Origin of the sequence: Actinoallomurus spadix (assembly GCF_024055725.1) — a bacterium.
Lineage (GTDB): Bacteria > Actinomycetota > Actinomycetes > Streptosporangiales > Streptosporangiaceae > Actinoallomurus > Actinoallomurus spadix.
Map to the genome: position 1 here is coordinate 89,518 of NZ_JAMXMX010000025.1, position 26,518 is coordinate 116,035.

The 26,518-nt window shown below is 71.4% G+C and carries 28 protein-coding genes; 17 read left to right on the top strand and 11 right to left on the bottom strand.

Annotation, left to right across the window (positions count from 1 at the left end):
* Positions 1 to 37 precede the first annotated feature (37 nt).
* Positions 38 to 520 carry a cupin domain-containing protein gene (locus NE235_RS29640; RefSeq protein WP_252808678.1) on the top strand — a complete coding sequence of 161 codons (483 nt, stop codon included), beginning with the start codon at positions 38 to 40 and terminating at the stop codon, positions 518 to 520.
* 132 nt (positions 521 to 652) lie between these two features.
* Here the strand turns inward: NE235_RS29640 and NE235_RS29645 are convergent, their stop codons facing one another.
* A complete protein-coding gene (locus NE235_RS29645; RefSeq protein ID WP_252808680.1) occupies positions 653 to 1,324 on the bottom strand; it encodes a response regulator in 672 nt (223 codons plus the stop codon).
* Positions 1,325 to 1,365: 41 nt separating this feature from the next.
* A complete protein-coding gene (locus NE235_RS29650; RefSeq protein ID WP_252808682.1) occupies positions 1,366 to 2,556 on the bottom strand; it encodes a sensor histidine kinase in 1,191 nt (396 codons plus the stop codon).
* Positions 2,557 to 2,790: 234 nt separating this feature from the next.
* Here NE235_RS29650 and NE235_RS29655 point away from each other — a divergent pair, with 234 nt between their 5' ends.
* A complete protein-coding gene (locus NE235_RS29655; protein ID WP_252808684.1) occupies positions 2,791 to 3,399 on the top strand; it encodes a CHAP domain-containing protein in 609 nt (202 codons plus the stop codon).
* On the opposite strand, the gene NE235_RS29660 is transcribed toward NE235_RS29655, so the two are convergent.
* Complete coding sequence (locus NE235_RS29660; RefSeq protein ID WP_252808686.1) at positions 3,369 to 4,067, bottom strand: hypothetical protein; 699 nt, start codon at positions 4,065 to 4,067, stop codon at positions 3,369 to 3,371. The genes NE235_RS29655 and NE235_RS29660 overlap by 31 nt on opposite strands.
* Positions 4,068 to 4,227: 160 nt before the next feature.
* Here NE235_RS29660 and NE235_RS29665 point away from each other — a divergent pair, with 160 nt between their 5' ends.
* The gene (locus tag NE235_RS29665) at positions 4,228 to 4,824 is read left to right on the top strand and encodes an RNA polymerase sigma factor (RefSeq protein WP_252808688.1); all 597 of its coding nucleotides are present in this window, start codon (positions 4,228 to 4,230) and stop codon (positions 4,822 to 4,824) included.
* Between the two features lie 13 nt (positions 4,825 to 4,837).
* A complete protein-coding gene (locus tag NE235_RS29670; RefSeq protein WP_252808690.1) occupies positions 4,838 to 5,944 on the top strand; it encodes a hypothetical protein in 1,107 nt (368 codons plus the stop codon).
* A 57-nt stretch (positions 5,945 to 6,001) separates the two neighbouring features.
* Here the strand turns inward: NE235_RS29670 and NE235_RS29675 are convergent, their stop codons facing one another.
* Together NE235_RS29675 and NE235_RS29680 are read right to left on the bottom strand one after the other, a co-directional pair.
* Positions 6,002 to 6,361 (bottom strand): cupin domain-containing protein, encoded by a 360-nt coding sequence (locus tag NE235_RS29675; RefSeq protein WP_252808693.1) that lies wholly within the window; start codon positions 6,359 to 6,361, stop codon positions 6,002 to 6,004.
* A 233-nt stretch (positions 6,362 to 6,594) separates the two neighbouring features.
* Positions 6,595 to 7,488: an NAD(P)H-binding protein gene (locus NE235_RS29680; protein ID WP_252808695.1), complete on the bottom strand. Its 894-nt coding sequence runs from the start codon at positions 7,486 to 7,488 to the stop codon at positions 6,595 to 6,597.
* Between the two features lie 79 nt (positions 7,489 to 7,567).
* Here NE235_RS29680 and NE235_RS29685 point away from each other — a divergent pair, with 79 nt between their 5' ends.
* On the top strand, positions 7,568 to 8,197 hold the full coding sequence (locus NE235_RS29685; protein WP_252808697.1) for a TetR/AcrR family transcriptional regulator: 630 nt from the start codon (positions 7,568 to 7,570) through the stop codon (positions 8,195 to 8,197).
* Between the two features lie 29 nt (positions 8,198 to 8,226).
* Here NE235_RS29685 and NE235_RS29690 read toward each other — a convergent pair whose 3' ends face one another.
* Positions 8,227 to 9,324: an NAD(P)/FAD-dependent oxidoreductase gene (locus NE235_RS29690; protein WP_252808699.1), complete on the bottom strand. Its 1,098-nt coding sequence runs from the start codon at positions 9,322 to 9,324 to the stop codon at positions 8,227 to 8,229.
* An 86-nt stretch (positions 9,325 to 9,410) separates the two neighbouring features.
* Here NE235_RS29690 and NE235_RS29695 point away from each other — a divergent pair, with 86 nt between their 5' ends.
* Positions 9,411 to 9,881: a MarR family winged helix-turn-helix transcriptional regulator gene (locus NE235_RS29695; protein WP_252808701.1), complete on the top strand. Its 471-nt coding sequence runs from the start codon at positions 9,411 to 9,413 to the stop codon at positions 9,879 to 9,881.
* Between the two features lie 79 nt (positions 9,882 to 9,960).
* On the opposite strand, the gene NE235_RS29700 is transcribed toward NE235_RS29695, so the two are convergent.
* The gene (locus NE235_RS29700; RefSeq protein ID WP_252808702.1) at positions 9,961 to 10,929 is read right to left on the bottom strand and encodes a helix-turn-helix transcriptional regulator; all 969 of its coding nucleotides are present in this window, start codon (positions 10,927 to 10,929) and stop codon (positions 9,961 to 9,963) included.
* A gap of 88 nt (positions 10,930 to 11,017) precedes the next feature.
* On the opposite strand from NE235_RS29700, the gene NE235_RS29705 reads away from it, so the two are divergent.
* The gene (locus NE235_RS29705) at positions 11,018 to 12,706 is read left to right on the top strand and encodes an MFS transporter (RefSeq protein WP_252808703.1); all 1,689 of its coding nucleotides are present in this window, start codon (positions 11,018 to 11,020) and stop codon (positions 12,704 to 12,706) included.
* Between the two features lie 152 nt (positions 12,707 to 12,858).
* Here the strand turns inward: NE235_RS29705 and NE235_RS29710 are convergent, their stop codons facing one another.
* Positions 12,859 to 13,554 carry a hypothetical protein gene (locus NE235_RS29710; protein ID WP_252808704.1) on the bottom strand — a complete coding sequence of 232 codons (696 nt, stop codon included), beginning with the start codon at positions 13,552 to 13,554 and terminating at the stop codon, positions 12,859 to 12,861.
* 225 nt (positions 13,555 to 13,779) lie between these two features.
* On the opposite strand from NE235_RS29710, the gene NE235_RS37810 reads away from it, so the two are divergent.
* From NE235_RS37810 to NE235_RS29730, 3 genes are all read left to right on the top strand, one after another.
* Entirely contained in the window at positions 13,780 to 15,252 is a 1,473-nt protein-coding gene (locus NE235_RS37810) for an aminotransferase class I/II-fold pyridoxal phosphate-dependent enzyme (protein ID WP_289849386.1), read from the top strand.
* 123 nt (positions 15,253 to 15,375) lie between these two features.
* Entirely contained in the window at positions 15,376 to 15,879 is a 504-nt protein-coding gene (locus NE235_RS29725; RefSeq protein ID WP_252808707.1) for a phage holin family protein, read from the top strand.
* Positions 15,880 to 16,147: 268 nt separating this feature from the next.
* Positions 16,148 to 16,402, top strand: a complete 255-nt coding sequence (locus NE235_RS29730; protein WP_252808708.1) for a hypothetical protein — start codon at positions 16,148 to 16,150, stop codon at positions 16,400 to 16,402.
* Positions 16,403 to 16,404: 2 nt separating this feature from the next.
* Here NE235_RS29730 and NE235_RS29735 read toward each other — a convergent pair whose 3' ends face one another.
* Positions 16,405 to 16,791: an STAS domain-containing protein gene (locus NE235_RS29735; protein ID WP_252808710.1), complete on the bottom strand. Its 387-nt coding sequence runs from the start codon at positions 16,789 to 16,791 to the stop codon at positions 16,405 to 16,407.
* Between the two features lie 419 nt (positions 16,792 to 17,210).
* Here NE235_RS29735 and NE235_RS29740 point away from each other — a divergent pair, with 419 nt between their 5' ends.
* The 6 genes from NE235_RS29740 (at position 17,211) to NE235_RS29765 (ending at position 21,836) form a co-directional block, all read left to right on the top strand.
* Entirely contained in the window at positions 17,211 to 18,182 is a 972-nt protein-coding gene (locus NE235_RS29740) for an ATP-binding protein (protein ID WP_252808712.1), read from the top strand.
* 369 nt (positions 18,183 to 18,551) lie between these two features.
* Positions 18,552 to 19,169 (top strand): D-sedoheptulose-7-phosphate isomerase, encoded by a 618-nt coding sequence (locus tag NE235_RS29745; RefSeq protein WP_252808715.1) that lies wholly within the window; start codon positions 18,552 to 18,554, stop codon positions 19,167 to 19,169.
* On the top strand, positions 19,166 to 19,426 hold the full coding sequence (locus NE235_RS29750) for a HypC/HybG/HupF family hydrogenase formation chaperone (protein ID WP_252808717.1): 261 nt from the start codon (positions 19,166 to 19,168) through the stop codon (positions 19,424 to 19,426). The genes NE235_RS29745 and NE235_RS29750 overlap by 4 nt, the downstream gene beginning before the upstream one ends.
* Complete coding sequence (locus NE235_RS29755; RefSeq protein ID WP_252808719.1) at positions 19,413 to 20,096, top strand: D-sedoheptulose-7-phosphate isomerase; 684 nt, start codon at positions 19,413 to 19,415, stop codon at positions 20,094 to 20,096. The genes NE235_RS29750 and NE235_RS29755 overlap by 14 nt, the downstream gene beginning before the upstream one ends.
* A 27-nt stretch (positions 20,097 to 20,123) precedes the next feature.
* Positions 20,124 to 20,516, top strand: a complete 393-nt coding sequence (locus NE235_RS29760; protein ID WP_252808721.1) for a hydrogenase maturation nickel metallochaperone HypA/HybF — start codon at positions 20,124 to 20,126, stop codon at positions 20,514 to 20,516.
* A gap of 114 nt (positions 20,517 to 20,630) precedes the next feature.
* A complete protein-coding gene (locus tag NE235_RS29765) occupies positions 20,631 to 21,836 on the top strand; it encodes an acetyl-CoA C-acetyltransferase (protein WP_252808723.1) in 1,206 nt (401 codons plus the stop codon).
* 129 nt (positions 21,837 to 21,965) lie between these two features.
* On the opposite strand, the gene NE235_RS29770 is transcribed toward NE235_RS29765, so the two are convergent.
* Entirely contained in the window at positions 21,966 to 22,295 is a 330-nt protein-coding gene (locus NE235_RS29770) for a Uma2 family endonuclease (RefSeq protein WP_252808725.1), read from the bottom strand.
* 329 nt (positions 22,296 to 22,624) lie between these two features.
* On the bottom strand, positions 22,625 to 23,779 hold the full coding sequence (locus NE235_RS29775; protein ID WP_252808727.1) for an acyl-CoA dehydrogenase family protein: 1,155 nt from the start codon (positions 23,777 to 23,779) through the stop codon (positions 22,625 to 22,627).
* A 248-nt stretch (positions 23,780 to 24,027) separates the two neighbouring features.
* Here NE235_RS29775 and NE235_RS29780 point away from each other — a divergent pair, with 248 nt between their 5' ends.
* On the top strand, positions 24,028 to 26,391 hold the full coding sequence (locus tag NE235_RS29780) for an ATP-binding protein (protein ID WP_252808728.1): 2,364 nt from the start codon (positions 24,028 to 24,030) through the stop codon (positions 26,389 to 26,391).
* Positions 26,392 to 26,518 lie beyond the last annotated feature (127 nt).

A 26,518-nucleotide genomic window follows, 5' to 3' on the forward strand; every position in this document is an offset into this window, starting at 1 on the left:
ACGGTGGGATCGGCGTTCGTTACACGAGGGAGACGACGTGAGCTATCCACCGGCACGTTACGAGGGCGAGAACGGCGAGATCAGCGCCACGTATCGGCCGGCCGGCCACGAGCCGGAGCTGACCTACCCGTCCGGCAACACGGTGCACTACCTGGCGACCGGCGAGTCGACGGGCGGGCTGTTCGGCCTGTACCGCTGGGAGATGGGCCCGAATCCCAGCGGCCCGGGCAAGCACTTCCACCGGTCGATCTCCGAGTCGTTCTACATCCTCACTGGAACGATCCGCATCTACAACGGCGAACGCTGGATCGACACGGTCCCCGGCGACTTCGTCCACGTCCCGGCCGGCGGCGTCCACGCCTTCCGCAACGAGTCGGGAGAGCCGGCCTCGATGCTGCTGCACTTCTCCCCCGGCGCCCCGCGCGAGGGCTACTTCGAGGGTCTCGCGGAGGGGCTGGACAAGCTGAGCGACGAGGAGCGCTCCGAGTTCTTCCTCCGTCACGACAACCACTGGCTCTGACGCCCTCCCGCGCGGCACGGACCGGTACGGGTGCGATCGAGTACTACGCCGACGACCTCGACGAGACGGTCCCCGGCTCGCCTGACGCGCGGCGCGCCGCACTTCGCGGCGAAGCGCGCGGGGATCGTCGCGTCAGCGCGGCCGGCTCTGCGGCGCGACCAGGCCGGTCTCGTACGCCAGCACGACGGCCTGCGCCCGGCTCGCCAGGTTCAGCTTTGTCATGGTGCGGTTCAGGTGGGTCTTCACGGTGGCCTCGGTGATCACGAGCTCACCCGCGATCTCGGCATTGCTCATGCCCCTGCCGACCAGCTCCAGCACCGCCGCTTCGCGCTCGGTGAGGACGTCCAGGCCCGCGCACCCCTTCACCGGCCCCGCCGGCCGGTCGACGTACGCCTCGATCAGCCGGCGGGTGACGCTCGGCGCGAACAGCATGTCCCCGGAGGCGACGGTGGCGATGGCCGCGAGCAGCCGCTCGGGGGGCGTGTCCTTCAGGAGGAAACCCGACGCGCCGACGCGCAGCGCGGCGTAGACGTACTCGTCCAGGTCGAACGTCGTCAGCATCACCACCCGAGGCGGCGGCGCGCTCGCGTCGCCGAGGATCTGGCACGTCGCCTCGATCCCGCTCAGCCCCGGCATGCGGATGTCCATCAACACCACGTCCGGAGTTAAGTCCGCCGCGAGCTTGATCGCCTCCTCGCCGTCGGCCGCCTCCCCGACGACGGTGAACCCCGGCGCCGCGCGCAGCAGCGCCGCGAGCCCGGCCCGGATCAGGATCTGATCGTCGACGACGAGGACCGTGGTCATTGCCGGTGCGTCTCCCCTTCGTCACGGCCGGGCATGAGCGGTCACGCGTCGGCGGGGCCGGGGACGGGCAGCGTGAGCACGACCTCGAATCCCCCCTGCGGACGGGGTCCCGCGGACAGGGTCCCTCCGTAGAGCCTGGCGCGTTCCCGCATTCCCAGCAACCCGTGCGGTGGCGTCCTCTCGGTCGCGGCCGGCGCGCGACGCCGGCCGTCGTCGACGACCCGGACGACGAGCCGCTCCGATTCGTACCGCAGGTCGACCCACGCCCGCGCCGGTGCCGCGTGCTTGATCACGTTGGTCAGGGACTCCTGGATCACCCGGAAGACGCACTGGTCCTGACCGGGAGCCAGGGGACGCGGCGTGCCGGTGACGGCCACCTCCACCCGTACACCCGCATCACGTACGCGGGCGGCCAGCTCATCGAGGCGGCTCAACCCCGGGGCCGGGTCGTACGCCGCGGCGTCCTCGGCGTCCTCCGGCGGGATGCGCAGCACCGCGAGCAGGCGGCGCATCTCCTCCAGGGCCTCCCCGCTCGTGGCGGCGATCGTGTCCAGCGACCGCCGCGCGGTGTCCGGATCGGAGTACACCACGTAACGCGCGAGACCGGCCTGTACCGACACCACGGACATATGATGCGCGACGACGTCATGCAGTTCCCGGGCGATCCGCACCCGCTCGTCCATCACCGCCCGGCGCGCCCGTTCCTCCTGCTCGGCCCGCAGGAGCGCGGTCAACTCCGCCAGCCGGGCGTTACGTTCGGTCAGACGGCGCGCGCCCGCGCCGAACACCCAGATGACCGCCACCGCGAGCACCGACTGGGTGACGGCGAGCGCCGCCGGCAGTGCCGTCAGCCCGCTGTAGAGCACCGCCCCGGCCGTCAGGACCGCCCCCGCGACGACGGCTCCGCCCCGCCGGTGAGCGGCGAGGCTGTACAGGGCCACGAGCGGCCCCCAGGTGTTCACCGAGGGCTGGTCACCGGCGGCCAGGTAGACGGTGAACACCGCGCAGGACACGACGAGCACCGCGAGGGGAAAGCGTCTGCGCAGGACCAGGGGAAGGCTCACCGCGATGCTCAGGGCGTACGCCATGGCGTCGAACCGCGGCCAGCCCTGCGGGTGATACGCGGCACCGGCGACGCACCCGGCCGCGCCGAGCGAGAGCGCCAGGACCCAGTCGATCAGCCGGGGGTCGATACCGGCCCACCACCGCGCCAATCCCGCTTGCACACTCATTACGCGGAGAATAAGCCCTGGTCGCCCGCGGGTCCTCAATCCAGCGGATGATGGCGATCTGCACCCTGCGTTGCAGACCTGCCATGGAACTACCGCGTCAGTTCTAAGAACTTCTCTCCGAGCCACCGCGCTGGATGCAAATACGAAACCAGCTTCCTGCGGGATGCCCGATTCGCGGTGGCGTTATTGAATTCCAGGCGTCGGATCACCGCCACCCTTTCGAAAGGGGAGATCGTGGCTTTGAAGAACACCCCCCGCCACCGGCTCGGACGGGCCACCGCAATCGGCGCACTGGCGCTGTCACTCACCGCAGGCCCGGGCGTTTCCACGGCGTTCGCCGACGCCCCGGGCGCCGCCACCGCTTCCACCGCCTCGACCTCCACCGCCACGGCCTCCTCCGCGCAGATGCGCGCGGGGCTCGTCGCCCGCATTCTGTCCACCGCACGGTCGCAGATCGGTTACCGCGAGCACGGTAACAACTGCACGAAATACGGTCCGTGCGAGGAATGGTGCTCGCTGTTCGCCACGTGGGTCTGGCGGAAGGCGGGCGTGAAGATCCCGAAGTACGCGTTCACCGGCGACGTCTACCGCTGGGGCCAGCGAAACCACGTCGCGTGGAACAAGCACTGGCTGAAGACCGCGCAGCCGGGTGACGTGCTGCTGTTCGGCACCGGCCCGAAGAACACCCACACCAGTACGCACATCGGGATCGTCGAGTCGGTCAGCCGCAACAAGAAGACGGTCACCCTCATCGAGGGGAACGCCGGGAACGCGGTGCGCAGGAAGAAGCACAAGCTGAGCGGCTCGATCTTCTACGGGGGCGTCGACCCGATCGGGCACTGAGCGGCTCGATCCCCAACGGGGACGTCGACCCGATCGGGCGCCGAGCGGCGTCCCGCCCCGGGCGAGGACCACGGACGCGGCGAGGTACGGCGGGGGAACACCCGTCCTCGCCGGCCGGGGGATGAAAGGCTCGGCGCCGGGATCGGGGCGGATCGGAAGACCCGCCGCGAACCCGGCGCCGAGCGCCATTGGGGTCTCCCGGGGATCAGCCTCCGATGCCGCCGCCGGGGCCCGCGTACGGGCTTGTCCGTCATCCAGAAGTCGCCGTCGAACTCACGCCCCTTGCACTGCGTGCCGAACGGCAGGAAGTCCACCTTCGCCGGGATGCCGAAGGCGCGCAGTTTCTGTTCGACCCGTTCGGGGTGGGTGAACTCCACCAGGTGGACCGCGATGGAGCCGTCCGGGGCACGCTCGGCGGCGTTCGCCTCCGCGCTCCTGTTCTCCGTGAGGGCGGGTACCGCGATCATCGTTCCGACGGCGGCCGCGACGGCTCCGGCGGCCAGGGCGAGACGGCGACCCGTCCATCGCCTCGGCCGGCGCCGGGGCTCCGCGGCCCGATCGTTGGCCGCCACCACCTGCTTCAACTCCACGCCCTCCGCGTCGATGCGCTCCACCAGCCGGTCGATGTCGTCGGGGTCGAGCAGCCGGCGGCTCCTGCGCCACCGCACGTTGCCGTCGCCGTGTTGCCGTGAGCGCGTTGCCGTCGGCGCCGCGTTGCCGTCGGCGTGCGGCACCCATGAGGGAACCCGGTTCGCGGGATGGGGGAAAAGCGGGTGACAGCGCACTCCGCGCACGGCCGGAGCACCGGCCGCAAGAGACAGGAGCCGTATGACTGTGACGACTCGACAGGGCGTGAGCGACGCCGCTGTGATCGAGCAGTCCTGGCAGGAGCCCGGGGTCTTCGCCGCGCTCTACGAGCGGCACGCCCCCCACATCAGCCGCTACGTCGCCCGGAGACTCGGCGATGACATGGCGGACGACGTCACCGCCGAGACGTTCTACCGGGCGTTCCAGAAACGCCGGCACTACGACCTGGGCCGGCCGGACGCCAGACCGTGGCTGTACGGGATCGCCGCGAACGTGATGGCGCAGTACCACCGCAAGGAGACGCGGATGCTGCGGGCGTTCGCGCGCAGCGGCGCCGACCCCGTGGTGCAGACCTACGGCGGCCAGCTGGACGGCGCCGACGACCGGGTGGTGGCGAGCGGGATGCACCAGTCGCTCGCGGCGGCCCTGGCCGGTCTCAGCCGGGCCCACCGGGAGGTTCTGCTGCTGATCGCCTGGGCCGACCTGTCCTACGAGGAGACGGCCCAGGCATTGGGCGTCTCCGTGGGTACGGTCCGGTCGCGACTGCATCGGGCTCGAAAGAGGATCCGCGCCGCTCTCGGCGGCGACAACCCCCTGTTCGTTTCGGATGAAGGCTGAGAGGTACCGACCGATGAACGAGCTCGACCTGATGCGCACGATGCGCACCGACGCTCCGATCCCCTCACAGCGGCGGCTGGACAGCGGCCGGGAGCGGCTCCTTCAGGCCATCGACGGCTCGTCCGGAGCCCGGCGTCCCGTACGGGCGGGTCGGCGTTTCGGGGGCGTACGGACGATGCTCCTCGCGACCGGTGGAGTGGCGGCCATCGCCGCCGGGGTCACGGTGATCACGCAGGCGGGCGGCTCCCCCGTGACGGTGCACGGCTCCCCCGCCGCCGTGTCGGCCAGGTACGACAACCCGCTGGTGGAACGCGCGGCCTTCGGCTGGCTGCCGGCCGGGCTGCACGCCAACGGTTACGTGGCCGACCACCAGCAGGAGAAGTTCTTCCAGGTCACCGCGCAGAAGGGCGGAAGCACCGTCACCCTCACCGCGTACGCGAGCGGTAAGGAGCCGTTCAAGGGGTACCTCCCGGGCGGTGTCCCGGCCAAGCGGATCCCCGCCCCGTCCGTCAACGGCCACTCCGCCTACTGGATCTTCAAGCCGGCCCCGTCCGGGCAGTCGCAGTTCTCACTGCGCTGGCAGCCGGCCCCGAACCGCTGGGCCCAGCTGGAGGGTAACGGCCTGCCGGGCAACGCCACCGAGCTGGCCAGGACGGCACACCGGATCGCCGCGTCCTCGAAGTTCGACCAACCCCGGCCGATCAAGATGCCCCTGCACGCCGGCGGCGTGCCCGGCGGCCTGACGCCGAACCGCACGGTGCTGAACGACGGCGCGTACGGGGAGGTCAGCGCGATACTGGGCTTCAACGTCGGCGGGCCGTCGTCCAACCTGGAGATCAGCGTCGTCAAGTCGGACGGCAGCATCGGCACCGGCGTCGCCGCCGGTCCGGGGAAGCCGATCACTGGTCGTCCTCGTCCCAACACGAGGTTGGACGGACACCCCGCGTACGTCACGGCGGGTCTCGTCTACGCCTATGGGGTGAACGGTTTCGACGTCCAGATCGAGGCGTCCGGGTCGGTCCTGGCGAAGCTCGGCAAGCCCGGCGTCACCGGGCTGTTCCACCACCTGAAGGTCCTCGGCACCGACCCGTCGAACTGGACGCCGACCCCGGTCAACTGAACCCGGCGCCGGTATCCCCGTTCGGGCGGTACCGGCGCCGTTCCCGAGCCTCTGGGGTCAGTTCCCGTACTGCTTGGTGTCCGGGTGCTCGATGAGCAGGGTGTGGGCGGTCGTCTCGGCGACGGGGCGGTGCCGTACTCCCTTGGGGACGACGAACAGCTCGCCCGCCCTCAGCACCACCGGGTCCCGTCCCTCCATCTGGATCTCGAAGCCGCCGTCCCAGCACAGGAAGAGTTCGTCCTCGTCGTGGTGGTGCCAGGGGAACTCGCCTTCCAGGCGAGCGAGGCGAACGACGGTGGTGTCGTTCACCATCGCCAGCTCGTGCTGCTGGAAGGGGCCCGGCAGTGCGGCGATGGCCGCGGAGATCGATACCGCAGGGGGGTCGCGTGTCCTGTCGCGCAGACGGCCCTCCGCCACGGGGTCGCCGTTCTGCCCGGCAGCGGACTGGACGCCTCAGGGGGCAGCAGGGAGTTCGTCCGGATCCACTTCCTCGCCGCCCCGGACGCGCTGACCGAGGCGGTGCGCCGCCTGGCCACGGCCTGGGACGCGTACGGGGCCGGTCCCGGCCAGGACTCCCCGGCGCCCCGGTCCATGGCGATATGACACGGGCGGCCGGTGGCTCGGCACCGGCCCGTCGCGTCGTGTCGGGGTCAGGCGGCCTGGAAGGCGGGCTTGAGGATGTCCTCGCACCACTGACGGAACGTCGTCGGGGTGGCGATCGCGTGCTGTGGCGTGCGGGTGACGCCGTTCGCCAGGCCGTCGTCCACGGCGATCGCCATGTCGATGACGCTCTGGGCCATCGCGTCGGACATGCCGAAGCCGGTGAGCTGGTCCTTCAACGACTGGGCGGGGACCTGCCGGTACTTCACCGGAGTTCCGAGCACCTCGGAGATGACGGCGGTCATGTCGTCGTACGACAGGTCCTCGGGGCCGAGCAGCGGGACCTCCTCGCTCCCGGTCCACGAGGTGTCGAGCAGCAGCCGGGCGGCGACGGCGGCGATGTCGCGGGTGGCGACGGTCGGCATGGTGCGGTCGGGCGAGACGGCGTCGAAGAGCGCGCCCTGCTTCTTGATCACTTGGACCTGCCGGAGCACGTTGTCCATGAACGGAGCCGCGGCCAGGGCGCGGAACGCCACGCCGGTGCCGGCGATCAGGTCGTCCATGGCCAGGGACGCGGTCACGTGCCCGGCCCGGCCGGCGTACGGGGTGCCCCGGCCCACGGAGGTGACGTCGACGACGCGCTTGACGCCCCGGTCGCGCATGGCCTCGGCCGCGGGGCGGGTGAAGCCGACGTAGGCGTCCTCGGGGCTCGCGGCGCGGGGGTCGGCCGGCAGCAGCCAGAACACCGCGTCGGCGCCGTCGAACGCGCGGGCGAGGACCTCGGGATCGCCGTGCGAGCCCTGGACGACCTCGACCCGGTCGCGGACGCCGGCGGGCAGCTTGGCGGGGTCGCGCACGATGACGCGGACCGGCCGGTCCCCGGCGAGGACGTTCGCGAGGACCTGGCGGCCGATCTGCCCGGTGGGGGCGGTAACGACGATCATTGCGTCTCTCCAGCACACTGGGGTGAGTGACGAATCAAGTAAACTCTACCGTACCGTTTACTTTTGAGGATGCAAGCGGATGAGCCCAGCAAGTGAACCGCAGCGGCGTGGCGAGGCCCTGCGCCGCCACATCCTGATGGTGGCCAAGGACGTCTTCCTCGAGACCGGCTACGAACGCGCGTCGATGGACGCCGTCGCGACACGCGCCGGCACGTCCAAGCGGTCGCTGTACGCGCACTTCGAGAGCAAGGACAAGCTGTTCCTCGCGGTCCTGGACCTGATCCGCGAGCTGTACCTGGCCCGGCTCAAGACCCCCGACGCGTACGCCGAGGACCCCGCGGAGGCGGTGACGCGGTTCTGCGGGCGTTACCTGCAGCTGATGGTGTGGGACGCCCAGGTACGCACCTGCCGGCTCAGCATCACCGAGGCCGAACGGCTGCCCGGCAACTCGACCGCCTACTTCGACACCATCTTCACCGCTACCCGCGAGCGCCTGGTCGCGTACCTGGTGCAACGATACGGAAAGGACGCCGCGGAGGGCTCCGCGCTCGCGGAGGACCTGATCGCCCGGACCGTGCTGCCGCGCCTGTTCCGCACCCTGCTGAACGTCGAGGACCCGATCAAGGACATGCCCGACGAGGCGAACCTGGCCGACGACGTCGACCTGACCGCCATCCGCCGCCTGGTCACGACCGCCCTGCCCGCCTGAGCCCCGTCACCCGGCGGCCGCTTCCTCCGTCAGACACCGCCGAACCGCGCGGCGAACCGCGCGGTGAACAGGTCGGCGCCCTTGCGCCGGTGCACCGTCTCCGCCGTGGCCGCGGCGACACCGTCCGGGGTGGGGAGCTGGCCGACGCCCCCGCGCGTTCCCAGCGGGAGCAGGATCCTCCGCTCGGGCGCCGGCGTGTGGACGGCGGTCGGCCGGTCGCCGGCGAGCCGCGCCCTGATGTTCTTCACCACGATGTCGGCATGCTCCATCGCGTAGGAGGCCATCTTCGGGTCGGGGAGCGCGGCGATGTCGCCGATCGCGTAGACGTGTTCGTGGCCCTGGACGTTCAGCCGCCCGGTGACCGGGACCGTTCCCTGTTCCGTCAGTGGCGTGAGAGACCCGTCGGCCAGGTAGCCGGTGTTGATCTCGACTCCGAAGGCCTGGAACCAGATGTCCGCCTTGATGCGCTCGCCCTCGTCGGTGGTGACCGCGAAGCGGCCGGCCCGGCCGGCCTCGACCGCCGGCAACGCCGTCAGACCGGTACCCGGCCGCACGTCGATGCCGAGCTCGTCCAGCCGGCGGTGCAACTCGTTCCGCACCTCGGGAAGGAAGCCGGGGAGCAGCCGATCGGCCCTGTCGAGGATGACCACGCACTTGTCCGGCCAGACGTCCTTGATCTCTCCGGCGAGCTCCAGGCCGACCGGGCCGGCGCCGAGGATCAGCACGCGGTCGCTGCCGGCCAGCTCCCGGTGGGTCTCGCGCAGATCGTCCAGTTGCTGGGTGACGCTCGTCGACGCATGGCGCGGTTTGGCGGGATACGTGTAGCCGGAGCCGGTGGCCAGCACCAGATGGTCGGCCTCGACCCGCTCGCCCGAAGCGAGCGTGACGCCCTTCGGGTCCACGGAGACGGCCCTGTCGCGGATCACCCGTCCCCGCTGGAGCAGCGTCGCGAACGGGAAGAACGCGTTGTGCGCCCAGTCCGGCCGGGTCAGTGCCCGCAGTGACGCGGCCGCGTTGACGAAGGCCTCCCGGGGGTCGATGAGCGTGACGTCCGCCTCGGAGTCCAGCTCCTTGGCGACCAGCGACCCTCCATACCCTCCACCGACGACCACCACTGTGTGATTCATCCCGCCCCTCCACCGCCTCCAGAGTTGACGTGACAACTCTAGGGAGGGCGAGTTGTCACGTCAACTGTGTGCGCTAGGATCACGTCATGGCGAAGCCCCGCACACTGGAACCCGAGCAGTGGGAGCTCTGGAACAGCTGGATGCAGGCGCAGCGTCTCCTGACCCGTGAGCTCGACCGCGCTCTGCAGCGCGACCACGGCATCTCCAAGGCCGAGTTCAGCGTGCTCGTGACGCTTCACCGGGCGGCCGAGGGCCGGATGCGCGTGAGCGAGCTCGCCGAGTCACTCGGCTGGGAGAAGAGCCGCGTGGCACACCAGCTGACGCGGATGGAGAACCGCGAACTCGTGGATCGGACCGAGGACCGGTCCGGCCGCCGGATCGGCGTCGGGCTGACCGCCAAGGGCCGCGACTCGGTGGAGGACGCCATCCTGGGGCACGCGGAGAACATCCGCCGGCACTTCTTCGACACCCTCGCGCCCGAGCAGGCCGCGGCCATCCACGCGTGGAGCCGGCAGACGGTCGACCGCATCGAAGCACGCTGCCGCGAGGGCGCCTAGTCACGACCGCGAGGAGTTCCTGCCGAGGATCCCGGTGGTCAGGACGTACGAAACCCTCGGCGCTCATCGGCGCGGTCGCTCACACACCGGCCGCGCCGCCGGTGACGCGGAGGAAGCGGGCGCCCCACTCGCGGACGAAGGCGGTCAGCTCGGGTGGGCCGACGATCTCGAAGTCGGCGCCGACCGCGCCGAGCAGCATCGCCGGCCACTCCAGGCCGTCGACGGTCATCAGCAGCCGGCACCGATCCTCGCCGACCTCCTCGACCGTGCCCCAGCGCGAGACGGCGGCGCGGACCCTCGCCGCCGGGGCGTGCACGAGCACCTCCACGTCGTACGCGGCCGGCATGGTGTTGATGCCCTGCCGTACGAAGGCGGCGGCGTCCTCGGCGGGCAGGTCACGGGGGCGGAACCGCTCGCCCGTGCTGCCCGGGTCGGCCAGGCGGTCGAGGCGGAAGCTGCGCCAGGCGTGGCGGGTCAGGTCGTACGCGACGAGGTACCAGCGGCGGCCGAGGGAGACGAGCCGGTGCGGTTCGACGTGGCGGGCGGTCAGCTCGCCGTCCCGCGCCCGGTAGGAGAACCGTAGTCGCTCCTCGTCACGGCACGCCTGGGCGACGGCGGTCAGCACGTCGGCGTCGATGGTGGGGCCGGCGCCCCAGGCCGCCGGGACGGTCACCGAACGCAGCGCGTCGATGCGGCGGCGCAGGCGGGGCGGCATCACCTGGACCACCTTGGTCAGCGCCCGTACCGCCGACTCCTCGATCCCGGCGACGGTGCCCTGCGCGGCCATCCGCAGGCCGATGGCGAGGGCGACGGCCTCCTCGTCGTCGACCACGAGCGGGGGCAGCGCGGCGCCGGGCGCGAGCTGGTAGCCGCCGTCGACGCCGCGGTGGGCGACGACCGGATAGCCGAGTTCACGGAGCCGGTCGACGTCACGGCGGAGGGTCCGGGGGGAGACGCCGAGGCGTTCGGAGAGTTCGGGGCCGGGCCAGTAGCGGTGGGTCTGCAGGAGGGACAGCAGCCGGAGCGTCCGTGAGCTGGTGTTCGCCATGTCGTCAGGGTCCCCGTCATTGAGGTCAAGAACTGGCCGCTAAGGAGCCTAACGTCGAGTCATCGACCTCGTTCCACAGGAGATGGTCTTGACCGAAATCCTCGAATCCCCCGTCGCGGCCGACCGGGAGGCCACCGCGCCGTACCGCTGGCGGTGGCTCGCCTTCTCCGCCGTCCTGGCCTCGAGCGTGATGGACCTGCTGGACAGCACCGTGATCAACACGGCGGCGCCCGCGATCCGGGCCAGCCTCGGCGGCTCGTACGCGACGCTGCAGTGGATGGCGGCCGGCTACACCATGGCGCTCGCCGTGGTGCTGCTGATCGGCGGGCGGCTCGGCGACATGTTCGGGCGCAAGCGGATGCTGCTGATCGGCGTCGCGGGCTTCACGGTCGCGTCGGTGGCCTGCGCGACCGCGGTCACCCCGACCATGCTGATCGTCTCGCGGGTACTGCAGGGCGCGTTCGGGGCGGTGATGCTGCCGCAGGGATTCGGACTGATCCGCGACCTGTTCCCGCCCGCGGAGATGAAGAAGGCGTGGACCGCGTTCGGCCCGGTCATGGGCCTGTCGGCGGTGCTCGGCCCGATCATCGGCGGAACGCTCATCCACGCCGACCTGTTCGGCACCGGCTGGCGGATGATCTTCCTGGTCAACGTGCCGATCGGCGCGTTCGCGCTGACCGTCGCGGCGAAATTCCTTCCGGCGACGCCGCCCGCCGTGCGCTCGGCGCGCCTCGACCTGACCGGTGTCGCGCTGGCCGCGTCCGGCATCTTCATGCTGATCTTCCCGCTGGTCCAGGGGCGTGAACTGGGCTGGCCGACCTGGAGCATCGCACTCCTGATCGCCTCCGTTCCGGTCCTCGCGTTGTTCGCCGGCTCCCAGGTGCGCCGCAAGCGGGCCGGGGCCACGCCGCTGATCGAGACCGGCGTGTTCGCCCGCCGCTCGTACGCCTCCGGGGTCCTGTTCGCGATCGCGTTCACCTGCGCGATGGGCGGCACGCTGCTCACGCTGGGAGTCTTCATGCAGGTCGGACTCGGGTACAGCCCGCTGCGCGCCGGGCTGACGACGGCGCCCTGGGCGTTCGGTGCGATGGTCGGCTCGGCGGTCAGCGGGATGCTGATGGTCAAGCTCGGCCGCCGGCTCCTGCACATCGGGCTGGCCGGCATGGGCGCGGGCCTGGCCGTTCTCTACGCCGTCTTCGAGTACGCCGGACCCGGTCTGACCAGCCTCGACTTCGTCGTCCCGCTGCTGATCGGCGGGGCCGGAATGGGCATGATCTTCGTGCCGATGTTCGACATCATCCTCGGCGAGGTCGCCGACCACGAGGTCGGTTCGGCGTCCAGCACGCTGCAGGCGATCCAGCAGCTCGGCATGTCGCTCGGCGTCGCGGTGATCGGCACCGTGTTCTTCGGGCTCCTCGGCGCGCAGGCGCACCACAACTTCGACGCGGCGGCCGCGCCCCGGCTGCGCGCGGAGCTGACCCGCGCCGGGGTGCCCGGCCCGGCCCAGGCCGGGATCGTCGCGGGCGCCCGGGATTGCGTGCGGGATCGGGAGGCCGAGAAGGACCCGGATGTCGTGCCGGCGAGCTGCCGCGCCACCGGAGCAGCCTCACCCGCGGTCGTGACGGCCGTCACGACGGCCGGCCTGGACACCCACCGGCGCGACTCGCTCGACGCCGCGAAGACCACGGCGCTCGTCACGATCGGGCTGATCGTGCTGGCGTTCGGACTCGGGTTCCTGCTCCCGAGGACGGCTCGTGCCGAGGCCGCCCCGGCCTGACGCCGCGGCGTTCCGCGCCTCGCCCCTGACGGCACGGCGTTCCGCGCCCCGGACGTCCCGCCCTGACGCCGCGGCGTTCCGCACCTCGAAAGTCCCACCCTGATGGCACGATGCTCGCGCCCCCGGCCGACCGGCCGGGGGCGCGCGGCGTCTCAGGCGAGCCAGCCGTCGCCGAAGTCCTCGCAGACGTTGACCAGGGCCTCCTCCGTACGGGCGCGGACCGTGATCCAGGACCGCGCGTCCTCCCGGATGATCACGTCCAGGCCGGCGAACCAGCGCGTGCCGGGCAGCTGCCCCGACGGGTACTCCGGCAGCGGAAGGCGAGCGTAGCGCTCGAGCACCTCGAGGTCGTCCTCGTCGGCCTCGCGGTAGTCGGCGAGCTCCTCGGCGGCGTGCGGCGACTCCGCCAGCACGATCTCGACGCAGGCGACGGAGAACGAGTCGAGCCACGGCTCCCAGCGCTCGGCGTCCGCGTCCTCCAGGTCGGGCCGGATGAACACCGCGGGGTCCGGACCGTCGAGCCGGACGCCCCAGCGCGCCGCGCCCTGGTCCTCCTCCCGGAACACCAGCAGGCCGTCGAGGACGTGCAGTTGCTTCGGCTCGAGCAGTTCGTCCTGGTTGGAGGTCAGGTCCGTGCGCCGTCCGAACAGCGCGTACGCCTCGCGCACCGCGACCGGCAGGGTGATCCCGAGCCGGGCCTCGGCGGCGTCGAGGGCGGCGTCGTCCCAGCCGTCCGCGTCCGTGAGCGGCGTCGCCCACGCCGCCGCGAACCCCCGGATGAACCGCCACGCTCCGGCGCGATCCACGACTCCGGCCAGTTCCTCACGCACCTCGAACGCTTCGACCATGCCGCGCACCGTACCCGAGCGGTACGGCGCGGGCCGGGCGAAGAGGTGACGATCCGGTCGCGATGGTGGAGATCATGATTCGGCGCTTCCGGTTACAGCCCGTTCCCGTAGCCGGGCCCGTTCACTCCGCGGTGAGCACACGGGAGGGGATTCGCACCGCCGGATCCCCTCTCACCTGGGGTGATCCGGTGTTTCCGGTCCTCCGTAGCGGGAAGCCCGCTCTTCATGAACCATGCTGAGGCTCCCGTGCTCGACGCGCTCGCCGACTATCACCGGCGCGGATACGTGCCGTTCACTCCGCCCGGCCACAAGCAGGGGCGGGGCACCGACCCGCGGGTATGCGCGGTCGTCGGCGACGCGGTCTTCCGGTCGGACATCCTGGCGACCTCCGGGCTCGACGACCGGACGTCCTCGAACGGCGTGCTCCAGAAGGCCCAGGAGCTGATGGCGGACGCGGTGGGGGCCGAGCACGCGTTCTTCTCCACCTGCGGCAGTTCCCTGTCAGTCAAGAGCGCCATGCTGTCGGTCGCCGGGCCGCACGAGAAGCTCATCGTCGGCCGCGACGCCCACAAGGCCGTGGTCTCCGGCCTGGTCCTGGCCGGCATCCGGCCGATCTGGGTGTGGCCCCAGTGGGATCCGGACCTGCACCTGGCCCATCCGCCGTCCGCGGAGAGCTTCGACCGGCGCTTCGCCGAGCACCCGGACGCGCGCGGCGCCCTCGTCACCAGCCCCACCCCGTACGGCACGTCGAGCGACCTGCGGGCCATCACGGAGGTGTGCCACCGGCACGGCAGGCCGCTGATCGTCGACGAGGCATGGGGCGCGCACCTACCGTTCCACCCCGACCTGCCGACCTGGGGGATGAACGCGGGCGCCGACGTCTGCGTGACGAGCGTGCACAAGATGGGCAGCGGCCTGGAGCAGAGCTCGGTGTTCCACCTCCAGGGCGACCTGGTGGACCCGGCCGTCCTGTCCTCTCGTGAGGATCTGCTCGGCACCACGAGCAACAGCGTCCTCATCTACGCCGCCCTCGACGGCTGGCGGCGGCAGATGGTCGAGCAGGGCCGGGAGCTGCTGCAGAACACCATCGACCTGGTCACGGGCGTACGGGAGGAGATCGAGCGGATCGACGGCCTGCACGTGCACGGCGACGAGTTCCTCGGCCCGGGCCGCGCCGCCGAGCGCGACCCGTTCCAGGTGATCATCGACATCGCCGGGCTCGGCACGACCGGGTACCGCGCGGCCGACTGGCTGCACGAGCACCACCGCGTCAACCTACACCTGTCCGACCACCGGCGGATCAGCGCGCAGTTCACCTACGCCGACGACGAGGAGACCGCGCGGACGCTCGTCACGGCGGTCCGCGACCTCGTCGACCACCTCGAACGCGGGGACGAGGCCCTGTGCACCTCGGAGACCGTCGCGGTCCCCGCTCCGGAGGATCTGCAGCTCGAACAGGTGATCCTGCCCCGCGACGCGTTCTTCGGCCGCGTCGAGCAGGTCCCGATCGACCGGGCCGCCGGCCGGATCGCCGCCGAGATGATGACGCCGTACCCGCCGGGCATCCCGGCCGCTCTGCCCGGCGAGCGTCTGAACGAGGCCGTCGTCGACTACCTGCGGACCGGGGTCGCCGCCGGCATGGTCGTGCCCGACGTCGCCGACAGCGAGCTCAAGAGCCTCCGCGTCGTGGCCGAGTGACGGCTCACGAGGGGTCGGACGGCTTACAGCGGGTATGGGATCGCCGCAAAGGACCAAAGACGGCGAACCTCGGCAAAGAGGCGCCGGGTCGATCGGCAGCGAACCGAACGGAGGTGAGCTGACATGTCGACCTCTCTGCACGGCCACGGTACCCGGCGGACCACCGCGTCCGGGAACTCCTCGCTGGGCCGGCTCGTCAGCGACACGACCGCCGACCTGCAGAAGTTGATGCGTCAGGAGGTCGCGCTGGCGAAGGCGGAGATCCGCCAGGAGGCCAAGAAGGCCGGGAAGGCCGCCGGACTGTTCGGCGGAGCGGGATTCGCGGGTTACATGACGGTGGTGATCGGATCGCTGGCGGCGATGTTCGGCCTCGCCCACGTGGTGGACATCGCCTGGGCCGCTCTGATCATCGCGGCTCTCTGGGGTGTCACGGCCGCAATCATGGCCGCCCTGGGCCGGCAGCGGATGCGGCACGTGTCGCCGCCGCACCGGACCGTCGAGACCCTCAAGGAGGACGCCCACCTGATGCGGCGCAGCGCGAGCCACGCCAAGGCGATCGCCGCCGAGCCGATCTCCTCTGAGCCGCCCGCGCTGCCGGTACCGCACACCGAGCACGGCCACCGGTGAACCGGCACGTGCCGTGTCCCGCCGGGGACACCGACGGGACACGGCACGTCGGACCGGCCTGACCCGGCGGAAACGACGTCTCACGGCCGTGTCCGCCGGGCCGGTCCCGGTCCGTTAGGACGACGGGTACGGCGGCTGCCACTCCCGCCTTTTCTCACCCTGAAGTGACCGTTATTCACCTTGAAGTCCGAATCTCGGCTGTTTCCCGGACCGGCAGCGGGTACGAAACCGGAACGAACGCTTTCGGACACGGCGCGAGGAGACCGAGATGCCGGCAGGCGAACAGGGAGCAGCGGGCGAGCGCGACCACCGGTTCGCTCCGATCCTCCGGGACGAGGACGAGAGCCTCGCCGCCGACGAGGACCGGGCCGAAGGCCGGGCGGTCTCGGGTACGGGCGTGCCCGGCACGCCGACCGCGCATCCGGACGCGCTACCGCCGACCGAGGAGGGTGCCCGCGAGGCCGACCGCACCGACGACACCGGTGACGTCGGCCGGACCGCGCGCCCGGGCCGCCCGAAGTGAGACTACGAGAGCTCCCAGCTCTCGATCTCGGCGTCGCTGAGCGGGAGGACGCACCAGAGGGCGTCCTGCATCGTCGGGCAGATCAGTGCGATCTTGTCCACGCCGGTGATGCGGAACGGGCGCTCGACACAGGGCAGGAGGCCGAAGTAGGCGACCGAGACGCCCCGCTCGCGGGCGAGCTTCTCGGCCGCGACCACGGCGTTCAGGCCGGCCGCGGAGAAGAACGGCACCCCGCTCATGTCCACCAGCAGCGGCCGGTCGGCCGATGCGACGAGCTCCAGCAAACGCCCCCGGAACGTACGCCCGGTGAAGGCGTCGACCTCGCCATGCGGCATGGCGAGGGTGTAGTCCTCGCACTCCATCGCGAACATGTCCAGGGCAACGTCCATGGGACCTCCAGTCCGGAACACCGTGGGGCACCCGTGACCATCACAGCATCGCGCGATTACTGATCGTTTCCAAGAGGGTGACGGATACGACGCCCGGCGCGGCGCGTTAATTGAGCACCCTGCCCGTTTTGTGAGTGCGCAAACACCCCCACGAGGCGGGACATCACGCTGCCACCGCCCGGCGACCACGCGGGAGCCACCCGGCTCTCACAACTTCCAACCGCTTTACCGGCCGGTTGATTCCACGCCGCCGCAACTCGCAGAAAACAGCTGGTCAGACGACATTTCCTCCGAGGCGTCTTCGCCGGTCGACCTGAAAACGGTTTTCGTTTCTCCTATAGTCGGTCGCGCGGAGCCGGCTGCTCAGCGTCCCCGCTCGGGCACTCCGCGCACCATGACCATCGCATCGGGAGGAAGACATGAAGGTCGCGTTCGTCGGGAAGGGCGGCAGCGGCAAGACGACCCTGTCGTCCCTGTTCATCCGCCACCTGGCGGCCGGAGGAGCACCGGTCGTGGCGGTCGACGCCGACATCAACCAGCATCTCGGCGTCGCGCTCGGCCTGTCCGAGCAGACGGCCGCCGCGATCCCGGCCATGGGCGCGCACCTCCCCGAGATCAAGGACCACCTGCGGGGCGCCAACCCCCGGATCCCCTCCGCGGCGGCGATGGTGAAGACCACGCCGCCCGGCAGCGGCTCCCGGCTGCTCCGGCCCGCCGGGGACGACCCGATCCACGCCCGGCTCGGCGTCCCGGCCGTCGGCGCGACACTGATGGCGACCGGCCCGTTCACCGAGGAGGACCTGGGCGTCTCCTGCTACCACTCCAAGACCGGCGCGGTCGAGCTGTACCTCAACCATCTCGTCGACGGCCCCGGTGAGTACGTCGTCGTCGACTGCACGGCCGGGGCGGAGTCGTTCGCCTCGGGGATGTTCACGCGCTTCGACCTGACCTTCCTCGTCGCCGAGCCCACCCGCAAGGGCGTCGCGGTCTACCGCCAGTGGACCGACTACGCCGCCGACTACGACGTGGCACTCAAGGTCATCGGCAACAAGGTCCACACCCCGGAGGACGTCGCGTTCCTGCGCGAGCACGTCGGCGACGCCCTGCTGTGCTGCGTCGGCCAGTCCGGCGCCGTCCGCGCCATGGAGCAGGGCCGCCCCTTCGACCTGGACGACCTGGCCGAGGACGACCGCGCCGCGCTGGCGACCATGCGGGCCGCCCTCGACGCCCGCCCGAAGGACTGGCCGAAGTTCACCCGCCAGGCGATCGAGTTCCACCTTAAGAACGCCCGCGCCTGGGCGAACGCCGCCACCGGCCAGGACCTCGCCGCCCAGATCGACCCCGGCTTCACCCTCGGCGCCGACGCCCCCCTCACCGCGACGGCGCTCTGATGGGACCAGCGCCGTCCGAACCTTCCGAAGAGGCTTATGCGGCGGCTTCGCAGGAGCCGGACTACGGCCGTGAGATCGAGCTCTGGGACACGACTTCCGCGGACGGCATGGCCGATGCGCGAGGTGACGGGGTAGCGGTGTGACGCACCTACGGAATCACGGCGTCTGGGGCCCCGACGCGATGCCGGCCGCGGGCAACGCGTCGATCGTTGCCCGCGGCGTGGGTTTCCCTGGAACGCCGCCGCGAACCTCGTGGCCGGGAAGTTACTCGGCGCGCCCAGGCTTTACCCGTCGTTGTCCGACAGAGGGTGTTGCCCCAGAACGACATGGACATAGCGTGACGGGACAGATCCGGGAGGGAGCGTGCGCATGACGGTGACACCACCCGCCGAACGGGTCGGTCAGGCGTTCGCGCGGCGGGAGACCGCCGGCCGGATGCTCGCCGAGGACTCCGAACGCGTGGCGCTCGCCTGCCGGGACATGGCGATCCGCTTCCATCGCGGCGGGAAGCTCATCGCCTTCGGCAACGGCGCGGCGGGTACGGACGCGGCGCACATCGCCGTGGAGTTCATGCATCCCGTGATCGTCGGCAAGCGGGCGCTGCCCGCCATCGCGGTCAGCAACGACGCGGCGGCCATCACGGGGGTGGCCCGCCAGGACGGGTTGTGCGAGGTCTTCGCCCACCAGGTGCGCCACTGGGGCGCGCCGGGCGACATCGTCCTGGGGATCTCCACGGACGGCCGGTGCGTGGACGTCCTCCGCGGCCTACAGACGGGCCATGAGCTGGGACTGCTCACCGTGGCGCTGACCGGCGGCGACGGCGGCATGCTGCCCACCAGCCCCGCGGTCGACCACGTGCTCACGGCGCAGAGCGACGACCCCGCGGTCGTCAAAGAGGTCCACGTGACGATGTACCACATCCTGTGGGAGCTCGTTCACGTGTTCCTCGAGCAGCCCGGCCTGCTCGGCCCGGAGGTGATCCGGTGACCGAGCGCGGCCGGTGCCGGGACGAGGTGTGCGTCACCTGTTCCGACGAGGCCGTGCCCGTCACGGTGGTGCGGCTGCTCGACGGCGACCTCGCGGTCGCCGACGTCGGTGGCGGCGGGCGGGAAGAGGTCAGTGTCGCGCTGGTCGACGCAGCCGTCGGCGACACGATCCTGGTCCACGCGAAAGAGGCCATCGCGGTGGTCACGCGCGGTGACCCCGGCAGAGTCGCAGGGGGGAACGGCCATGGCCGGGAGTGATCCACCGGAGGGGATGCGAGAGCTCTATCCCTTCCTGTACTCGGGAGAGTCGGAGATCGAGGCGGTGCTGGCGGAGGTCGGCCGGTCGACCGCCGAGAAGGCGAAGGAGATCGTCGCCCTGCGCCGCGAGGTCGCGGAACGGTCGGGGGCGTTGCTCGCCGAGTGCGGTGAGGCGATGGCGAAGCGGTTCGCGATGGGCGGCCGCCTGTTCACCTTCGGCAACGGGGGCAGCAGCACCGACGCGCAGGAGGTCGCCGAGGCGTTCTCGTATCCGCCGCACGGCCGGCCCCTGCCCGCGCTGTGCCTGACCAACGACGTCGCGGTGCTGACCGCGCTGTCCAACGACGTGAGCTTCGAGGTGGTGTTCGCGCGCCAGCTCGCCGCGCTGGGCGGCACGGGCGACATCGCGCTCGGCCTGTCGACGAGCGGCGGGTCGCCGAACGTCGTCCGGGCGATCGAGGAGGCGGGCCGGCGCGGCATGCTCACGATCGCGCTGGCCGGCTACCAGGGCGGCGAGCTGGCCGAGCTGCCCACCCTCGACTACCTGTTCGCGATCCCGTCGTCGTCCGTACACCGTATCCAGGAGGCGCAGGCGACCGTCTACCACGTCCTGTGGGAGCTGACCCAGGACGCCCTCGGCGAGCTCTCGGCGCAGGAGGCGACGGCATGACGGCGCCCTCACCGGTGCGGGACCCGCATGCATGAGCTCGGGATGGCGGAGGCGCTGCTCGCGGCCGTTGAGCGGGGCGCGGACGGCCGCCCCGTACGGCGGGTACGCGTACGGGCGGGAGTCCTGCTGCGGATCGACGAGGCCGCTCTCGTCCAGGCGTTCGCGGTGGCCGCCGCCGGGACCGTGGCGGACGGCGCGGACCTGGAGGTGATCGTGGACCCCGTACGGCTGTCCTGCGGCCGGTGCGAGCGGACCACGACGTCCGACGGCCTGCTGGCGGCGTGCCCCGCGTGCGGCGCGACCGACCTGAGGATCGAGGGCGGCGACGAGCTCGCCCTCGAATCGATCGACCTCGTGGAGACGGCGGAGGTGCCGGGGAATCCCCGGCGCGATCGCGGGAACCCTCCCGAACCGGCCTGACCCCGCCACGGCGGGCGTGCGCCGGCCTCCTGACCAGACCGCTCTCACCTGCCGGAAGCCCGGCGAACCCCTCCGCGACCCGAAACGTAGGGTGGTCGCGGAAGGAGTGGTGAGATGCGCGAGGTTGTGGTCTGTGCACCGGTGCGTACGCCGGTTGGGCGGTTCGGCGGTGCGTTGAAGGACGTCAGCGCGCAGGAGCTGGCGGTGACGGTGATCCGCTCGCTGGTGGAGCGCACCGGCGTCGACCCGCAGGAGATCGGTGACGTCATCCTCGGCAACTGCAACCCGAACGGCGAGGCGCCCGCCATCGGCCGGGTCGCCGCCCTGGACGCGGGCCTGCCGGTGGAGGTCGCCGGGGTGCAGGTGGACCGGCGGTGCGGATCGGGGCTGCAGGCCGTCGTCAACGCGGTGATGCAGGTCGCGACCGGCGTGAACGACATGGTCATCGCCGGCGGTACCGAGAGCATGAGCGGCGTCGAGTACTACGCCACCGACCTGCGCTGGGGCCGGCCCGGCCCGGAGATCAAGCTGACGGACCGCCTGGCCCGCGCCCGCGTCACGGCGGGCGGGGAGCACCACCCCGTGCCGGGCGGCATGCTGGAGACCGCCGAGAACGTCCGCGAACGCTACGGGATCGGCCGTACGGAGCAGGACGAGCTGGCGCTGCGCTCCCACGAGCGGGCGGTGCGCGCGCAGGACAAGGGCCTGTTCGCCGACGAGATCGTGCCGGTCGAGGTCCGTGACCGCAAGGGCGTGCAGGTCGTCGACCGGGACGAGCACCCCCGCGCGGACACCACCCTGGAACGGCTCGCCGCGCTCAAGCCGGTGATGCGCGTCGACGGCGCGACCGTGACGGCGGGCAACTCCAGCGGCCAGAACGACGGCGCCGCCGTCTGCCTCGTGACGACGCGGGAGCGGGCGACCGCGCTCGGCCTGACCCCGCAGGCCCGGCTGGTGTCCTGGGCCGTGGCGGGCGTGCCCCCGCACCTCATGGGGCTGGGCCCCGTGCCCGCGACCGAGAAGGCCCTCGGCCGCGCCGGGCTCTCCCTCGACGACATGGACCTGATCGAGCTGAACGAGGCGTTCGCCGCGCAGGTGCTCGGTGTCCTGCGCGAGTGGAACCTGGACGAGGCCGGCCTGGAGAAGCTGAACGTCAACGGCTCGGGCATCTCCCTCGGCCACCCCGTCGGGGCCACCGGCGCGCGCATCCTCGCCACGCTGCTGCACGAACTGCGCCGCCGCGACGCGCGGTACGGACTGGAGACCATGTGCATCGGCGGCGGCCAGGGCCTCGCCGCGATCTTCGAACGCGTCGCCTGACCGGCGCGGACCGTCACCCCATGGACGATGACCCGGCCACCTCCGACCAGGCGAGCCGGGTCATCGAGCCCCGCGCGTTCGCCCGCAAGCGACGTGCAGACCCGTCCCGGCCACCTGATCGCGTACAGCTCAGATCTGGCCTAGGTCGATCTCCGCCGGGAAGGGGGCCGCGACCTTGACGACGCCGGTGAACACGTCGCCGTCACGGTAGGTCCTGGTCGCGGGATCGAGGACATACGTGTAGACCAGGGGAACGCCTGTCGCCGCCTGCTCGACGCGCCAGTAGAACGCGATCCCGGCCTTGGCGTACTGGTCGACCTTCACGATCCGGTCGGTCGTCTCCGAACCCGGTGACACGACCTCCGCCACCAGCAGCACATGCTCGGGGCGAGTAGGCGTGATGTCGATCGTATCCGCCCGGTACACGACGACGTCCGGGCGGCGATTGGTGAGCGGCACGTCCTGAAAGCCGCACGTCGAAATCCGTGTCCGCGTTCCAGTCCGGGCCCGCGGCGGCGTCCAGGGCGTTCGCCAGAATCCGGGCCGGCCGGTTGTGCCGCTTGGACGCACTCGGGCTCACGACGACCATCCCGTCCACGATCTCGATCCCGGCGCACTGCTCCTCGGACCAGGAGTCGTACTGCTCCGCCGTGATCTGCTCGTGCATCCACAGGGGAGCCACCATGTCGGCAGTCATGACGCACCTCCCGGACGCTGCCCGGCGAGACCGATCCCGCCGGCTTCAGCGTACTGTCTCAAGCCGTTGAAGACTCTCACCGAGGAACAGGTCAGCGGAGACGGTGGCGGTCGATGAGCTGCCTGACGATGACGTTCCGCTGGATCTCGTTGGTGCCCTCGCCGACGATCATCAGGGGGGCGTCGCGGAAGTAGCGTTCGACGTCGAACTCGGTCGAGTAGCCGGCCGCGCCGTGGATGCGGACGGCGTCGAGGGCGATGCGCATCGCGGCCTCGGAGGCGTACAGCTTGGCCATGCCGGCCTCCAGGTCGCAGCGCTCGCCGCCGTCCAGGCGGTCGGCGGCGTCGAGCGTGAGCAGTCGGGCCGCCTGCAACCGGGTCGCCATGTCGGCCAGGTAGTTGCCGATCGACTGGTGCTGCCAGATCGGCCGCCCGAACGCCTCGCGCTCCTGTGCGTACCGCAGGGAGTCCTCCAGCGCGGCGCGGCCGACGCCGAGCGCCCGCGCGGCCACCTGGATGCGGCCGACCTCCAGGCCCCGCATCATCTGCGCGAATCCCTTCCCCTCCACGCCGCCGAGCAGCGCGCCGAGGGGTGCCCGGTGGTCGTCGAAGGCCAGCTCGCAGCTCTCGACGCCCTTGTACCCGAGCTTGGGCAGGTCCCGTGAGACGGTCAGCCCGGGCCCGGGTTCGACCAGCAGGATGCTGATGCCGCGGTGCCGGGGGCTCGCCTCGGGGTCGGTCTTGCAGAGCAGGGCGATGAGGCCCGCGCGCCGCGCGTTGGTGATCCAGATCTTCGCGCCGTTCACGACGTAGTGATCACCGTCCCGCCGGGCGGTGGTCGTGATCGCCTGCAGGTCGGAGCCGCCGGACGGTTCGGTGAGCGCCATCGTCGCCCGCAGCTCACCGGTCGCCATGCGGGGCAGGTAGCGGCGTTTCTGCTCCTCGGTGCCGAAGACGGCGATCAGGTGCGAGACGACCGTGTGGCCGCCGAACGCCCCGGCCAGGCTCATCCAGCCGCGGGCCAGTTCCTCGGTCACGAGGACGTAGCACCGCTTGGACACGGCGACCTCACCGTACGGCTCGGGCACGGCCAGCCCGAAGACGCCCAGCTCCTTCATGCGGTCGATGAGGTGTTCGGGGTAGGTGTTCGCGTGCTCCAGGTCGCGGGCGACCGGGCGTACCTCCCGGTCGACGAAGTCGGCGACGACCCCGACGATGGCGTGTTCTTCCTCGGTCAGCTCGGGCACGGTCTGGCCTCCTCGGCCTCCCACCGTAGCGGCGGGCGAGCATGACGGCGGACGGCGCCCGGATCAAGGAGGACCCGTGGGGCGTCCGCCCGCCGGAACACCCCCGGAACACCCCTGCAGGGGAACGTAAAGCCGATTTGACGGTCACGTAGCGTTAACGACCATTCGGCTGGTTAAACTCAACTTTCGTAGGGCACACGGTGCCCTGTCCGCGGTCCGGTCGGTCAGGGCCCCGTTGCGGGGGCGCCATGAAGATTGTGACATCCGACCAGGTCGAGCCTCGCCCGCCCGGGCCACGCCTGCCGGCCGAGGTGACCAGTTTCGTCGGGCGTCGGCACGAGGTCGCCGAGGTCAAGAGGCGCCTGTCGATCTCCCGGCTCGTCACTCTGTGTGGGGTCGGCGGGGTCGGCAAGACCCGGCTCGCCATCCGGGTGGGCGTCCTCGTCCGCCGGGCGTTCCCCGACGGCGTGTGGCTCGTCGACCTCGCCGCGGTGACCGACCCCGGTGCGCTGGTCCCGGCCGTGTGCGCGGCCCTGAGGCTCGACGACGTCCCGGCCCGCCCACCGCTGCAGGCACTGATCGACCATGTGCGGGGTTGCCACGCGCTGCTGATCCTGGACAACTGCGAACACCTGCTGTCGGACGCCGCCCGGCTGGCGGAGGCGCTGCTGCGCTCCTGCCCACGGCTGCGGATCCTGGCCACCAGCCGTCAGGCCCTCGGCATCACCGGAGAGCAGATCCTGTGGGTCCCGAGCCTGCCGGTGACCGGCCTCAGCGTCACCGGATCGGACACCGGCCCCGGCGCCGACACCGGGATCGTGGCCGGTGACGCCGTACGGCTGTTCGCCGAGCGCGCCGAAGCCGTCGTCCCCGGCTTCACTCTCACCGAGGACAACCGCGAGACCGTCGAACGCATCTGCCGCCGCCTCGACGCGCTGCCGCTGGCCATCGAACTGGCCGCCATACGCCTGCGCGCCCTGTCGGTCCACCAGCTCCTCGCCCGCCTCGACGACCGCTTCCGCCTCCTCACCTGCGGATCCCGCACCGACCTCCCCCGCCACCAGACCCTCAGCGCCCTCATCGGCTGGAGCTACGGCCTGTGCACCGCACCCGAACGCCTCCTCTGGCAACGCGCCTCGGTCTTCTCCGGCGGCCTGGACCTCGAAGCCGCCGAAACCGTCTGCGCCGGCGACGGCATCGCCCGCGAGGACATCCTCGAACTCGTCATCGGACTCGTCGACAAATCCGTCCTCCTCCGCGAAGAACACTCCGGCACCGTCCGCTACCGCCTCCTGGAGACCATCCGCCAATACGGCCACGAACGCCTCACCGCCTCCGGCGACCAGCCCCGCGTCCAACGACGCCACCGCGACCACTACCGCGACCTCACCGCCCGCGCCGAACACGAATGGTTCGGCCCCACCCAGATCGCCTGGCTCGACCGGCTGCGCACCGAACACCCCAACCTGCGCACCGCCCTGGAGTACTCCCTCGGCACGCCGGGCGAGAGCCCCGTCGGCCTGGAGATGGCCACCGGCCTGCTGCACCACTGGATGGTCAACTACTACCTCACGGAGGGCCGCGACTGGCTGGACCGCGGGCTCGCCGCCGCGTCGGAACGGAACGCCGTACGGGCCAAGGCCCTATGGGCGGACGCCTGGATGGCCATCATGCAGGCGGACTCCATTCCGGCCCTGCGCATGCTGGACGAGGCCGGGACCATCGGTGTCCTCCTCGGATCGCGGTCCATCGACGCGTACGTCGAGCTGTTCCGCGGCATGGCCGCGATGTACGCGACGGACGCCGACTCGGCGATCCGGTACTACGAGAAGGCCGCCGCCGCGCACCGGGAACTCGGCGACCGGGAGGGCCTGGCGCTGGGGCTGATCTGGCTCTGCCTCGCCTCTTCCCTCCAGCGGACCTCCGAGTCCGCCGTCGAGTACGGGGAGGAGGGCCTGGCCATCTGCGACGCCGCCGGGGAACGCTGGTACAAGGCGTACCTGACCATGGCACTGGGTGTGGAGGCCTGGCGGCGCGGTGACGTGAGAGACGCGGCCGAGCTGGTGAGGGGAAGCCTGCGCTCCCACCGGGAACTCGACGACCCGCTGGGGATGGGCGTCGACTTCGAGGTCCTCGCCTGGATCGCCGCGGCGGAGAAGGACTTCGAGCGGGCCGCCCGGCTCCTGGGGATCCTGCGGACGACCTGGCGACTCATCGGCGCGCCGCCCTCCGGCTACGCGCATCTGGTCCACTGTCACGAGGAGTGCGCGTCCCGTACGCGAGCGGCCGTGGGCGCCCATGCCTTCTCCGTCGCCTGCGAGGCGGGCGCCGCGATGCCGTTCGACAACGCGCTGACCTACGCGCTGGGCGAGCGGCGGTTCACGGCCCCCGAACCCGCCGGCTCGCCTCTCACCCGCCGCGAGACGGAGATCGCCCACCTCGTCGCGGGGGGCCTGAGCAACAAGGACATCGCGGCCCGGCTGGTGATCGCCCAGCGCACCGCCGAGGGCCACGTCGAGCACATCCTGAACAAGCTGGGCTTCAACTCCCGCGCCCAGATCGGCGCCTGGGTCGGAAAGAGACGCCCCCCGGAAGGAGACGTCGACTCGTAAGAACTCGTAGGAAAAACGGATCCGGGGATCGGCGGCGTCCTGGCGACCGGAGGGGTGCGTCCCGCTGGCGGGCGGATCCGGGGATCGGCGGCGTCCTGGCGACCGGAGGGGTGCGTCCCGCTGGCGG

Bases quoted from the DNA above. Each gene is read 5' to 3' on its own strand.
- NE235_RS29695 (WP_252808701.1), top strand. From the start codon at position 9,411: ATGGCGAAGCCCCGCACACTGGAACCCGAGCAGTGGGAGCTCTGGAAC.
- NE235_RS29740 (WP_252808712.1), top strand. From the start codon at position 17,211: ATGAAGGTCGCGTTCGTCGGGAAGGGCGGCAGCGGCAAGACGACCCTG.
- NE235_RS29725 (WP_252808707.1), top strand. From the start codon at position 15,376: ATGTCGACCTCTCTGCACGGCCACGGTACCCGGCGGACCACCGCGTCC.
- NE235_RS29730 (WP_252808708.1), top strand. From the start codon at position 16,148: ATGCCGGCAGGCGAACAGGGAGCAGCGGGCGAGCGCGACCACCGGTTC.
- NE235_RS29670 (WP_252808690.1), top strand. From the start codon at position 4,838: ATGAACGAGCTCGACCTGATGCGCACGATGCGCACCGACGCTCCGATC.
- NE235_RS29755 (WP_252808719.1), top strand. From the start codon at position 19,413: ATGGCCGGGAGTGATCCACCGGAGGGGATGCGAGAGCTCTATCCCTTC.
- NE235_RS29710 (WP_252808704.1), bottom strand. From the start codon at position 13,554: ATGGTCGAAGCGTTCGAGGTGCGTGAGGAACTGGCCGGAGTCGTGGAT.
- NE235_RS29765 (WP_252808723.1), top strand. From the start codon at position 20,631: ATGCGCGAGGTTGTGGTCTGTGCACCGGTGCGTACGCCGGTTGGGCGG.
- NE235_RS29760 (WP_252808721.1), top strand. From the start codon at position 20,124: ATGCATGAGCTCGGGATGGCGGAGGCGCTGCTCGCGGCCGTTGAGCGG.
- NE235_RS29745 (WP_252808715.1), top strand. From the start codon at position 18,552: ATGACGGTGACACCACCCGCCGAACGGGTCGGTCAGGCGTTCGCGCGG.
- NE235_RS29645 (WP_252808680.1), bottom strand. From the start codon at position 1,324: ATGACCACGGTCCTCGTCGTCGACGATCAGATCCTGATCCGGGCCGGG.
- NE235_RS29650 (WP_252808682.1), bottom strand. From the start codon at position 2,556: ATGAGTGTGCAAGCGGGATTGGCGCGGTGGTGGGCCGGTATCGACCCC.
- NE235_RS29665 (WP_252808688.1), top strand. From the start codon at position 4,228: ATGACTGTGACGACTCGACAGGGCGTGAGCGACGCCGCTGTGATCGAG.
- NE235_RS29690 (WP_252808699.1), bottom strand. From the start codon at position 9,324: ATGAATCACACAGTGGTGGTCGTCGGTGGAGGGTATGGAGGGTCGCTG.
- NE235_RS37810 (WP_289849386.1), top strand. From the start codon at position 13,780: ATGAACCATGCTGAGGCTCCCGTGCTCGACGCGCTCGCCGACTATCAC.
- NE235_RS29735 (WP_252808710.1), bottom strand. From the start codon at position 16,791: ATGGACGTTGCCCTGGACATGTTCGCGATGGAGTGCGAGGACTACACC.
- NE235_RS29680 (WP_252808695.1), bottom strand. From the start codon at position 7,488: ATGATCGTCGTTACCGCCCCCACCGGGCAGATCGGCCGCCAGGTCCTC.
- NE235_RS29700 (WP_252808702.1), bottom strand. From the start codon at position 10,929: ATGGCGAACACCAGCTCACGGACGCTCCGGCTGCTGTCCCTCCTGCAG.
- NE235_RS29685 (WP_252808697.1), top strand. From the start codon at position 7,568: ATGAGCCCAGCAAGTGAACCGCAGCGGCGTGGCGAGGCCCTGCGCCGC.
- NE235_RS29780 (WP_252808728.1), top strand. From the start codon at position 24,028: ATGAAGATTGTGACATCCGACCAGGTCGAGCCTCGCCCGCCCGGGCCA.